The organism is Micromonospora lupini str. Lupac 08 (assembly GCF_000297395.2).
In the GTDB taxonomy this organism is placed as follows: Bacteria; Actinomycetota; Actinomycetes; order Mycobacteriales; family Micromonosporaceae; genus Micromonospora; species Micromonospora lupini.
In genome coordinates this window covers 5,426,447-5,437,528 of the sequence record NZ_HF570108.1, presented here as the reverse complement: position 1 = coordinate 5,437,528, position 11,082 = coordinate 5,426,447, and the positions used below count along the sequence as shown (strand labels likewise).

Below are 11,082 nucleotides of genomic sequence, written 5' to 3'. Positions count from 1 at the left end.
CCGCTCGCTCACGGCGTTGTCACCTCGTTGCAAATTGTCGCGCTGGGGCCTCGCGTGCCGGTCGGGTCGCCCGTTCCGGCAGGGCGTGGCTGCGGATGGAGGGTAACGGCGCGGGCTCGCTCACCGCCACTGTGGCACCGCCCACGAGCGCAAACGTTATCCGATGGTTCCGGACATTTGGGCCGATAACGCTATCTGACCTTCGACGATACCCCACCCGACGACGGGACGGACCGGAGCATCGGGTCAGGGATGCTCCATGACGAGGACGGCGAAGGTGCCCGGGACCAGTGCCTCGTACCGGTGCGGTGTGTCGCCGGGGAACGTCGCGTAGTCACCGGGACCGAGGTCGACGGTGCCCCCCTCGGGGCCGAGGCGCAGCCGTCCGGCGGCCACCACCACGTGCTCGATGCTGCGGGGGGTGTGCCCGTCCGCCTCCCGGACCGCGCCCGGCTCCAACTCGATCAGGTACACGTCCCGGCGCAGGTGGGCCGTGCCGGCGCTGAGCAGCGTCCCGGTGAAGTCGGCCTGTTCGGAACCAACCCGGGGCCCCTCCCCGGCGCGGATCACCCGGATGTCGACGTCGGCCGGCTCCACGAGGCGGCTGAACGGTACGCCCAGCGCCACACCGAGCGCCCAGAGCGTCTTGACGCTGGGGTTGCCGGTCCCCGATTCCAGGTGCGCGAGCGTCGACTCGGACACTCCCGCCCGATGAGCCAGCTCGGTCAGCGAGACACCGACGCGCTCCCGTTCGCGGCGCAGGGCGGCGGCGATGTTGGCCAACGGGGCAGCCGGCTCTCCAGGCATGCGTGTTCGCTCCATTGGATCAACGTTCGCGGTGACGAACAACGGGCGACCTGTTCACCGTGATGAACTACGCGCACGGTACAACGAACAGCCGCTGCGCGGACGCTTCCCGCTGTGCTTTGCCCCCAACGCGGGTACCAGGGCCGGCACCCGACGCGGGCCCCGAGGCCGGCACCCGACGCGGCCGCAGTCGCCGCTGGGGCGGCGCCGGGTCGCCGAAGCCGGGATCAGACCTTGTCGCCGAGCTTGACCTGGGGGGCCGGAGCGCGCATCCGCCGGAAGGTGATCGACCGCATCACGGCGTAGAGGTAGAGGGAGCCCATCCGCTGGTCGGTCTTCGGGAAGCGCTCGCGGACCAGCTTGCCGATCTTGCGGCAGATGAGCAGCGAGTCGACGACCACGCCCAGGGCCAGCGCGCCCCAGAGCACGTTGGAGATCAGCCGGACCACCGGGGGCATCGCCGCGTTCGAGCCGATCAGCACGATCAACGCGCCGCCGAAGAACCAGGTGCCGACGGTACGCCGGGAGTCGACCACGTTGCGCGCCAGCAGTCGCTCCGGGCCCCGGTCACGGGGGCCACCCTCGCGGCGGAAGTCGGCAGCGGCCTCGGTGCGCAGTTGGCGGCGCCGCTCCCGCTCCTCCTCCTTCGTGAGGGGGCGGGTGGGGCCGGCCGGGCGACGGCCGACGGTGGGTCGCTTCGGCGTCTCCCGACCCTTGGCGGGGGTGTAACCCCGGGGACGGTCAGCGGTCTCCTCGGGGGTCACCGAGGAGACGGCCTCGTCGACGAGGTCGGTGGACTTGCGGCGAAAGAGCGACGGCACGCGGCAAGGGTAGCCAACGGTTCGCGCCCGGTGCACATCGCGGTACAGCGGCCGACGGCTCCAGGTCGCGGTGCGCGATCTGGAGCCGTCGTGGCCGAACGATGGGTGAGACAGGTTACGGGCGCTCGGCGTGCGCGCCGAGGTCGGCGAGCTTCGCCTCGAAGTCCTCGTAGCCCCGGTTGATCAGGTCGACGCCGTACACCCGGGAGGTGCCCTCGGCCGCGAGCGCCGCGATCAGGTGGCTGAAGCCGGCCCGCAGGTCGGGGATGACCAGGTCGGCGGCGTGCAGCTTGCTCGGCCCGGCGATCACCGCCGAGTGCTTGAAGTTGCGCCGGCCGAAGCGGCAGGGGGTGCCGCCGAGGCAGTCGCGGTAGACCTGGATGTTGGCGCCCATCGAGTTCAGCGCCTCGGTGTAGCCCAGCCGCTGCTCGTAGACCGTCTCGTGCACGATCGACAGGCCGCGGGCCTGGGTCAGCGCCACGACCAGCGGCTGCTGCCAGTCGGTCATGAAGCCGGGGTGGACGTCCGTCTCCAGCGCCACCGCGTTCAGCTCACCGCCGGGGTGCCAGAAGCGGATGCCGCCCTCCTGGCCCGGGTCGCCAAGCTTCGGCGGCCGGGTGTCGGTGACCTCGTACTCGCCGCCGACGGACCGGAAGATGTTCAGGAAGGTCATCATGTCGGCCTGCTGCGCGCCGAGCACCTCGACGTGGCCACGGGTGGCCAGCGCGGCCGCGGCCCAGCTGGCGGCCTCGATCCGGTCGGGGATCGGCCGGTGGGTGTACCCGTGCAGCTTCGGCACGCCCTGGATCTCGATCACCCGGTCGGTGTGGACCTTGATGATCGCACCCATCTTCTGCAGGATGCAGATCAGGTCGATGATCTCCGGCTCCACCGCGGCGTTGCGCAGCTCGGTGACGCCCTCGGCCATCACCGCGGTCAGCAGCACCTGCTCGGTGGCGCCGACGCTCGGGTACGGCAGAGCGAACTTGGTGCCGTGCAGCCCGTTCGGCGCGGACAGGTGCAGACCCTCGGGCCGCTTGTCGACAGTGGCGCCGAACTCCCGCAGTGCCTGCAGGTGGAAGTCGATCGGGCGCGGGCCGATGTGGCAGCCGCCCAGATCCGGGATGAACGCGTGCCCGAGCCGGTGCAGCAGCGGCCCGCAGAACAGGATCGGGATCCGGCTCGAACCAGCGTGCACGTTGATCTGGTCGGTGCTGGCGCTCTCCACGTTCGCCGGGTCGAAGACGAGCTCGCCGTCCTCGGCGCCGTCGGTCACCTTGACGCCGTGCAGACCGAGCAGACCCCGGACCACCTCGACGTCGCGGATCTTCGGCACGTCGAACAGCCGGCTCGGGCTGTCGCCCAGCAGTGCGGCGACCATCGCCTTCGAAACCAGGTTCTTCGCGCCGCGCACGCGGATCCGCCCTTCGAGCGGAGTGCCTCCATGCACGACCAGGACGTCGTCGGTCAACGCAACCTCCAGCGCGTCGGTGCTGCTGTGTTGATGGTGGGGAGCGTGAACTATGTGGCTACCCCGGATGCGGCCATATCGAAACGGCCCGCTTGCGTCCTCGCCTCGGCAGCATAGCCCTCGGTGACGAAAAAGGACTCGGTCACACCGGCGTGTGTGGCATTAATCGGTGATCCGGCACTTTTGCGTACCAAGGGCGTCACTGATCGTGATCAGGCAGCCGCCGGTGGCGGAGTGTCCGCCCCCGGCAGGGCGAGCATCTGGTCCAGCGCCACCCGCGCGTGGTGCGCGGTGTCGGCGTCCACCGTGATCTGGTTGACGACCCGGCCCGCGACCAGCTCCTCAAGCGCCCAGACCAGGTGCGGCAGGTCGATCCGGTTCATGGTCGAGCAGTAGCAGACGGCCTTGTCGAGGAACATGATCTGCTTGTCCGGGTGGGCCAGCGCGAGCCGGCGGACCAGGTTCAGCTCGGTGCCCAGCGCCCACGCCGAACCGGCCGGAGCGGCCTCGACGGCCTTGATGATGTATTCGGTGGAGCCCACGTAGTCGGCCGCGGTGACCACCTCGTGCCGGCACTCCGGGTGGACCAGCACGTTCACCCCGGGCACCCGCTCGCGGACGTCGTTGACGCTCTCCAGCGTGAACCGGCCGTGCACCGAGCAGTGCCCCCGCCACAGGATCATCTTGGCGTCGCGGAGCTGCTCCGGCGTGAGGCCGCCACCGGGCTTGTGCGGGTCGTAGAGGACGCAGTCGTCCAGCGACAGGCCCATCTCCAGCACCGCCGTGTTGCGGCCCAGGTGCTGGTCCGGCAGGAAGAGCACCTTCGAGCCCTGCTCGAACGCCCAGTCCAGAGCGCGCTTGGCGTTGGACGAGGTGCAGACCACGCCGCCGTTGCGGCCGACGAAGCCCTTGATGTCGGCCGAGGAGTTCATGTACGTCACCGGCACGGTCTCGCCGGCGATGCCCAGCTCGGCGAGCGTGTCCCAGGCGGCCTCGACCTGACCGAGGACGGCCATGTCCGCCATCGAGCAGCCGGCCGCCAGGTCGGGGAGGATCACCCGCTGGGCGTCCGTGGTGAGGATGTCGGCGCTCTCGGCCATGAAGTGCACGCCGCAGAAGACGATGTACTCGGCGTCCGGGCGGGCCGCGGCCTCGCGGGCCAGCTTGAACGAGTCACCTGTCACGTCCGCGAACTGGATCACCTCGTCGCGCTGGTAGTGGTGCCCCAGCACGAAGACCTTGCTGCCCAGCTTCGCCTTCGCCGCCGTGGCCCGGGCCACCAGGTCCGGGTCGCTGGGCGCCGGCAGGTCGCCCGGACACTCGACGCCGCGCTCGGTGTCGGGGTCGCTGCCCCGGCCGAGCAGCAGCAGAGCCGTCGCCGTGTTGGAGGGTTCCACCCAGGTCGAAGTCACGTAGCCATGGTCCCACAGCGCGAGCGCGCCGCAGCTCCGCTCGGTGTGGGCTGCCACACTGCTCGGCATGCGCGTGCTGCTCTGCCCGGACAAGTTCGCCGGCACCCTGCCCGCCCCGGAGGTCGCCGCCGCGGTGGCGGACGGATGGCGCAGCGTCGCCGACGGTGACGACCTGCTGATCCGGCCGCTCGCCGACGGCGGGCCGGGATTCGTGGACGTGCTCGCCGACGCGCTCGGCGGCCGGCGGGTGACGGTGCCGACGGTCGACCCGCTGGGCCGGCCGGCGGCCGGTGAGATCCTGCTCACCGTCGACGGCGCGACCGCCTACCTGGAGAGCGCGCAGGCGTGCGGCCTGCACCTGCTCTCCGCCGCCGAGCGTGACCCGAAGGCCACCACCTCGTACGGGCTGGGTCTGCTGGTGACCGCCGCCGTGGAGAGCGGGGCCCGGACGGTGGTGATCGGGCTGGGCGGCTCCGCCACCAACGACGGCGGCGCCGGCATGCTCACCGCGCTTGGCGCCACACCCCTGGACGCCACGGGTGCGGCGCTGCCGTACGGCGGGGCGGCGTTGGCAGTGGTCGACGCCCTCGACGGCGCTCCGCGGCTGCGCGGCGCCCGGCTGGTCGCCGCCACCGACGTGGACAACCCGCTGCTCGGCCTGCACGGCGCGAGCAACGTGTTCGGCCCGCAGAAGGGCGCCGACCGCGCCGACGTGCTGCTGCTCGACGCGGCCCTGGAGCGTTTCGCGGCGGTGCTGGAGCGGGATCTCCCCGGCTGTCCGGCGGGGCTCGGCGCGCTGCCCGGCGGTGGGGCCGCCGGCGGCCTCGGCGCGGCAGTCCTCGCGCTCGGCGGCGCCTGCGAGTCGGGCATCGGCCTGGTCACCCGGGCCACCCGGCTGGAGGCAGCGCTCGACACCGCCGATCTGGTGATCACCGGGGAGGGGTCCTTCGACCACCAGTCGCTGCGCGGCAAGGTCGTCGCCGGGGTGGCCGGGGCCGCCCGCGACCGTGGGGTGCCCTGCGTGGTGGTGGCCGGCCAGGTCAGCACCGGCCGACGGGAGGCCGCGTCGGCGGGGGTCACCGACGCGTACAGCCTTGTCGAGCACTTCGGTGGGGAGCAGGCCGGCGGGCTCGACGCCGCGTTGAGCCGTCCCGCCGACGGGCTGCGCGAGCTGGGCGCCCGACTGGCCCGGCAGTGGAGCCGCTGAGGCTCCCGACCAACGCGTCACCGGGGCCGACCTGCGGCCGCGATCACGCCACGCGGGTGAGCGCGGCCGGGGCGGCGTACGATCGGAACCGGACCACAACCGGGAATCACTGGACGGCGCGCGGCGTTGGCCAGTGCGTCCGGACCCAAAACCGCGCAGGGAGACTTCCACGTGACCACGCCAGCGCAGACCGAGTCGACCGAGGCCCAGGCCCCTACTTCCGTCGTCCTCACCGACGTCGCGGCGCAGAAGGTCAAGGCCCTGATCGAGCAGGAGGGCCGCGACGACCTGCGGCTCCGCGTCGCGGTGCAGCCGGGTGGCTGCTCCGGCCTGCGGTACCAGCTCTTCTTCGACGAGCGTTCGCTCGACGGTGACGTCGTCACCGACTTCGGTGGCGTCGAGGTCGTCGTCGACCGGATGAGCGCCCCCTACCTGTCCGGCGCGACGATCGACTTCGCCGACCGGATCGACGCCCAGGGCTTCACCATCGACAACCCCAACGCGGGCAACTCCTGCGCCTGTGGCGACTCGTTCAACTAAAGTCGCGCACCACGCACCACCGACGACGGGGCCGTCCTCCGGGACGGCCCCGTCGTCGTGTCGGGTGAGGGTGGGAGCGGTCCCGGGACCGCCCGGCCGATCAGTGGCCGGCGGGTTGCCGTTGCCCGACCGACCGGTCACGTCCGGGTTGCCGGGCCGGTAGGCTGACCGCGCCCTGCTCCCGACCCCGAGGGTTGACATGAAGATCGCCGTGACCGGCTCGATCGCCACCGATCACCTGATGAGCTTCCCGGGTCGCTTCGCCGACCAGCTCATCGCCGATCAGCTGCACAAGGTTTCCCTCTCCTTCCTGGTGGACGACCTGGTGCTCCGCCGTGGCGGGGTCGCGGCGAACATCTCCTTCGGCATGGGCCAGCTCGGGCTGCGCCCGGTGCTGCTCGGGGCGGTGGGCGCGGACTTCGCCGACTACCGCTCCTGGCTGGAGCGGCACGGTGTGGACTGTGACTCCGTGCACATCAGTGAGGTGGCGCACACGGCCCGGTTCGTCTGCACCACCGACACCGACATGTGCCAGATCGCGTCGTTCTACGCGGGTGCGATGAGCGAGGCGCGCAACATCGAGCTGGCCCCGGTCGCCGACCGGCTCGGCGGTCTGGACCTGGTGCTGGTCAGCGCCAACGACCCGGAGGCGATGCTGCGACACTCGGCCGAGTGCCGCACCCGTGGGTACGCCTTCGCCGCCGACCCCTCCCAGCAGCTCGCCCGGATGCCGGGTGAGGACGTGGTGGCGCTGATCGAAGGCGCCGAGTACCTGATGACGAACGACTACGAGAAGTCGCTGCTGCAGAGCAAGGCGCAGCTCAGCGACGACCAGTTGCTGGACCTGGTCAAGGTGCGGGTCACCACGCTGGGCAAGGACGGGGTGGAGATCGCCGGCCGGGGCATCGACCCGATCCACGTGCCCATCGCGCGGGAGATCCGGGCCGTCGACCCGACCGGTGTGGGCGACGGCTTCCGGGCCGGCTTCTTCACCGCGCTCTCCTGGGGCCTCGGTCTGGAGCGGGCCGCCCAGGTCGGTTCGCTGCTTGCCACGCTCGTGCTGGAGACGGTCGGCACCCAGGAGTACGACGTCCGCCGCGACCTGTTCGTCAAGCGCCTCGCCGAGTCCTACGGCGACGCCGCCGCCGACGAGGTCCGCCCGCACCTCCTCCCGTAACCCGGGTCAGTGGGTGCGGCGGATGTCGTAGGCGGGGCCGTCCGGGCCGGTGATCGCCGCGAGGAACTCCTGGCCGCGCATCCGGCACCAGGCGGGGAGGTCCACGGCCGCGGCCGGGTCGTCGGCGAGCACCCGGACCACCGTGCCGACCGGCACCTGCGGCATCCGGCGGGCCGCCGCGATCACCGGCAGCGGACAGCGCTGCCCCCGACAGTCGAGCACCTCGTCCGGCATCGTCACAGCCCCACCACCCCGGCGTCGGCGCGCAGCCCGGCGACGATCCCGGGCAGCTCGGCGAGGAACCGCTCGACGTCGGACTCGGTGGTGTCCCGGTGCAGGCTGACCCGGACGTTGCCGTGCGAGAGGACCCCCATCGCCTCCAGCACGTGCGACGGCCGCAGCGTGGACGACGTGCAGGACGAGCCGGACGACACCGCGAACCCCCGCCGGTCCAGCGCGTGCAGCAGCGTCTCGCCGTCGACGTACAGGCAGGAGAAGGTCACCAGGTGGGGCAGTCGCAGCACCGGGTCGCCGACCACCTCCACGTCGGGCACCTCCGCCGCGACCCGCGTCCGGATCCGGTCCACCAGCGGGTCCAGCCGGGTCGCCTCAGCGGCCGCGTCGGCCGCCGCCGCGCGCAGGCTCGCCGCCGCCGCCACCACCGCGGGCAGATTCACCGACCCGGGGGTACGCCCACCCTCCCGCTCGTCGGCCGGCCAGGGCGACTCCCAGCGGGTGCCCTTGCGGACCGCCAGCAGCCCCACCCCGGGCGGCCCGCCCCACTTGTGCGCGCTGGCGCTGAGGATGGACCAGCCGGCCGGCAGGGGCACCCGCCCGACCGACTGCGCCGCGTCGACGTAGAGCGGCACCCCGACGTCCCCGCAGACGGCCGCCGCCTCGGCGACGGGCTGCACGGTGCCCACCTCGTGACTGGCGGTGATCAGCGCGGCCAGCGCGACCCCGGGTGCCCGGACGGCCGCCGACCAGGCTTCCAGATCGAGCCGGCCCACCCGGTCGACCGGCACCGAGTGGGCGACGCCGCCGGCCGCGACGTGCCGTTCGGCGGCGTGCAGGACGGCGGAGTGTTCGATCGCCGAGTGCACGAGCGTCGCCCCGGCCCGGTGCCGTCCCGCCAGGCCGCCGAGCACCGCGCCGTGGGCTGCCGTCGTACCGCTGCTGGTGAAGGACAGCTCGTCGGCGCGGACGCCGAGCGTCTGCGCGGCGGCCTCGCGGGCGGCGTCGAGCAGTTGCCGCGCACGGCGCGCCTGGCTGTAGAGCTTTCCCGGGTCGGCCCAGCCGTCTTCCAAGGCGGCCAGCAGCGCCTGCCGGGCGACCGGATGCAGCGGCGCGGCGGTCGCCGCGTCCAGGTAGACCGAAGAGGCGCTCACGGACCTGCCTCTGTTCGCGGCTGCGGGGCTCGCAACCCCGGCTCACTCCTCGCGCTCACGGACCTGCCTCTGTTCGCGGCTGCGGGGCTCGCAACCCCGGCTCACTCCTCGCGCTCACGGACCTGCCTCTGTTCGCGGCTGCGGGGCTCGCAACCCCGGCTCACTCCTCGCGCTCACGGACCTGCCTCTGTTCGCGGCTGCGGGGCTCGCAACCCGGGCTCACTCCTCGCGCTCACGGATCAGACGCTATCGCGACGTTATGCCCAGGATCCCCCCGATGGGGGCGGACAGTGACCCCACCACGGCCGAGTCCGTCATGGTCGAGTAATCTGCGACCGTCGGTGACGCCTTTGCCGCCGGTGCTGAGGAAAGACGCACCGCGGCGCGCTAGGGAGGCAGGACCAGGTGGTCGCAAGGAGTTCGGAGGTACGGCCGTCGGCCGTACGGCACGGTGCTGCCCCAGGGGTCGGTGGACGCCGGGGACGCGGTGCTGGTCGGTTGGCCGGGCTCGGTCTCGGGGGCGTGGCTCTGCTGGTTCTGCTCACGGGCTGTGACGTCGGCAAGACGTTCGAAGGCTTCGGTTGGCCGCAGGGCGGCATCTCGGCGGAGTCGCACCGGATGTACGACCTGTGGATCGCCTCCTGCGTCGCCGCGCTCGCGGTCGGCGTCTTCGTGTGGGGCCTGATCTTCTGGTGTGTGGTGCGTTACCGCAAGCGCGGCAACGCCCTGCCGGTGCAGACCCGCTACAACCTGCCGATGGAGTTCCTCTACACCATCGCGCCGATCCTGATCGTCTCCGTGCTCTTCTACTACACGGCGATCGTGCAGACCGACGTCGACAAGCTGTCGAAGAACCCGGACGTCACGGTCGAGGTCGTCGCCTTCAAGTGGAACTGGCAGTTCAACTACCGCGACGGTCAGGGCACAGAGGCCCGCACCACCGCGTCGACGCTCGGCACCAGTGAGGTCATCCCGGTGCTCGTGCTGCCGACCAACCGGTCCATCCGGTTCGAGGAGACCAGCCGCGACGTCATCCACTCGTTCTGGGTGCCGGAGCTGCTGTTCAAGCGGGACGTCATGCCGGGCAAGATCCGCAACGTGTTCGAGGTCTCCCGCCTGGACGCCGAGGGCGCGTACGTCGGCCGCTGCGCCGAGCTGTGCGGCAGCTACCACGCGTTCATGAACTTCGAGCTGCGCGTGGTCTCGCCGGAGAAGTACGACCAGTTCCTCGCGGCCAAGCAGAGCGGCAAGTCGACGCAGGACGCGCTGGCCCAGATCGGCGAGGAGCCGTACGCGCAGACCACGCAGCCGTTCGACACCCGACGGACGCAGAGCAACTTCAACCCGGACAGCGCTCCGGCCGGCACGGGAAGCTGAGGCAGCCGCATGAAGACCGAGTGGCGTATCTTCCTGATCATCGCCGGGTTCCTCTTCGGCGCCACCATCCTCTACGGCGCCTGGACCCACGGTGAGTCCGGCAACGTCGAGTGGGTCGGCACCGTAGCCCTGCTGCTGTCGTTCCTGCTCTGCTCGATGTGCGGTGGCTTCTTCTGGTTCGTCTCCCGCCGTATCGACCTGCGCCCGGAGGACCGGGCGGACGCCGAGATCGCCGACGGCGCCGGTGAGGTCGGCTTCTTCAGCCCGGGCAGCTACTGGCCGTTCGGTCTGGCGCTGGCCGCCGCGACCGCCGCGCTGGGCATGGTGTTCTGGCAGTTCTGGCTGATCGGCGCCGGCCTGCTGGCGGTCATCTTCGCCGCCTGCGGCCTGCTGTTCGAGTACTACACCGGCACCCGGCGCACCGCCGAGCACTGATCCACCCGGTCGCCCGCGACCGACAGGCGTGACGAAGGCCCGCACCCCATCGGGGGAGCGGGCCTTCGTCGTGGCGGTGCCGTGGTCGACTCCACGTCGGCGGTGCCGTCGTTGGGGCCAGGTCGGCGGCGCGGTCGGGGTCGACCGAGGGGTCAGGCGGCGTGGCGGTGGGTGGGCTGGCGACGGCGGCGGTCGGCCAGCCGGGTGACGCCGACGGCGTACGTGGCGATCACCACGGCGGCGCCGCAACCGGTGCAGGCCAGCTCGGGGCAGTCGCTGCCGTGGCCGTCGACGCAGGGCGGCGCCTCGAACGCTGCCACGCCCTCGCAGACGTCGCAGTAAAGCTCGTGATGCGACACGGGCGTCTCCTCTCACTCCAGGCGAGCCGCCCCCGAATGCGACAGCGACGCACAACGGAAGCGGAGAATCACTCGCCTGTAGTTTCCC

At 71.8% G+C, this 11,082-nt stretch carries 12 protein-coding genes; 5 read left to right on the top strand and 7 right to left on the bottom strand.

Features of this window, described 5'->3' with window-relative positions; translation table 11 throughout:
* Nucleotides 1–246 precede the first annotated feature (246 nt).
* The 4 genes from MILUP08_RS25795 to nadA form a co-directional block, all read right to left on the bottom strand.
* The gene (locus tag MILUP08_RS25795) at nt 247–807 is read right to left on the bottom strand and encodes a helix-turn-helix domain-containing protein (protein WP_007463219.1); all 561 of its coding nucleotides are present in this window, start codon (nt 805–807) and stop codon (nt 247–249) included.
* Between the two features lie 227 nt (nt 808–1,034).
* Complete coding sequence (locus MILUP08_RS25790; protein WP_007463218.1) at nt 1,035–1,628, bottom strand: DUF3043 domain-containing protein; 594 nt, start codon at nt 1,626–1,628, stop codon at nt 1,035–1,037.
* A gap of 115 nt (nt 1,629–1,743) precedes the next feature.
* Nucleotides 1,744–3,099 (bottom strand): UDP-N-acetylglucosamine 1-carboxyvinyltransferase, encoded by a 1,356-nt coding sequence (gene murA / locus MILUP08_RS25785; RefSeq protein WP_007463216.1) that lies wholly within the window; start codon nt 3,097–3,099, stop codon nt 1,744–1,746.
* 212 nt (nt 3,100–3,311) lie between these two features.
* The gene (gene nadA, locus MILUP08_RS25780; protein ID WP_039906649.1) at nt 3,312–4,511 is read right to left on the bottom strand and encodes a quinolinate synthase NadA; all 1,200 of its coding nucleotides are present in this window, start codon (nt 4,509–4,511) and stop codon (nt 3,312–3,314) included.
* Between the two features lie 67 nt (nt 4,512–4,578).
* On the opposite strand from nadA, the gene MILUP08_RS25775 reads away from it, so the two are divergent.
* The 3 genes from MILUP08_RS25775 to MILUP08_RS25765 all read left to right on the top strand — a co-directional run bounded on the left by MILUP08_RS25775 (nt 4,579) and on the right by MILUP08_RS25765 (nt 7,435).
* Complete coding sequence (locus MILUP08_RS25775) at nt 4,579–5,718, top strand: glycerate kinase family protein (RefSeq protein WP_007463213.1); 1,140 nt, start codon at nt 4,579–4,581, stop codon at nt 5,716–5,718.
* A gap of 171 nt (nt 5,719–5,889) precedes the next feature.
* A complete protein-coding gene (gene erpA, locus MILUP08_RS25770) occupies nt 5,890–6,258 on the top strand; it encodes an iron-sulfur cluster insertion protein ErpA (RefSeq protein WP_007463211.1) in 369 nt (122 codons plus the stop codon).
* Nucleotides 6,259–6,457: 199 nt separating this feature from the next.
* Complete coding sequence (locus MILUP08_RS25765; RefSeq protein WP_007463209.1) at nt 6,458–7,435, top strand: carbohydrate kinase family protein; 978 nt, start codon at nt 6,458–6,460, stop codon at nt 7,433–7,435.
* A gap of 6 nt (nt 7,436–7,441) precedes the next feature.
* On the opposite strand, the gene MILUP08_RS25760 is transcribed toward MILUP08_RS25765, so the two are convergent.
* Nucleotides 7,442–7,675 (bottom strand): sulfurtransferase TusA family protein, encoded by a 234-nt coding sequence (locus MILUP08_RS25760; RefSeq protein ID WP_039906648.1) that lies wholly within the window; start codon nt 7,673–7,675, stop codon nt 7,442–7,444.
* Nucleotides 7,672–8,823, bottom strand: coding sequence for a cysteine desulfurase family protein (locus MILUP08_RS25755; protein ID WP_007463206.1), 1,152 nt, complete (start codon nt 8,821–8,823; stop codon nt 7,672–7,674). Before MILUP08_RS25755 ends, MILUP08_RS25760 begins: the two co-directional genes overlap by 4 nt.
* A 405-nt stretch (nt 8,824–9,228) precedes the next feature.
* Here MILUP08_RS25755 and ctaC point away from each other — a divergent pair, with 405 nt between their 5' ends.
* Nucleotides 9,229–10,200, top strand: coding sequence for an aa3-type cytochrome oxidase subunit II (gene ctaC / locus MILUP08_RS25750; RefSeq protein WP_007463205.1), 972 nt, complete (start codon nt 9,229–9,231; stop codon nt 10,198–10,200).
* A gap of 9 nt (nt 10,201–10,209) precedes the next feature.
* Nucleotides 10,210–10,635: a cytochrome c oxidase subunit 4 gene (locus tag MILUP08_RS25745; protein WP_007463203.1), complete on the top strand. Its 426-nt coding sequence runs from the start codon at nt 10,210–10,212 to the stop codon at nt 10,633–10,635.
* A gap of 152 nt (nt 10,636–10,787) precedes the next feature.
* On the opposite strand, the gene MILUP08_RS25740 is transcribed toward MILUP08_RS25745, so the two are convergent.
* Complete coding sequence (locus MILUP08_RS25740; protein WP_007463201.1) at nt 10,788–10,994, bottom strand: hypothetical protein; 207 nt, start codon at nt 10,992–10,994, stop codon at nt 10,788–10,790.
* Between the last annotated feature and the right edge of the window lie 88 nt (nt 10,995–11,082).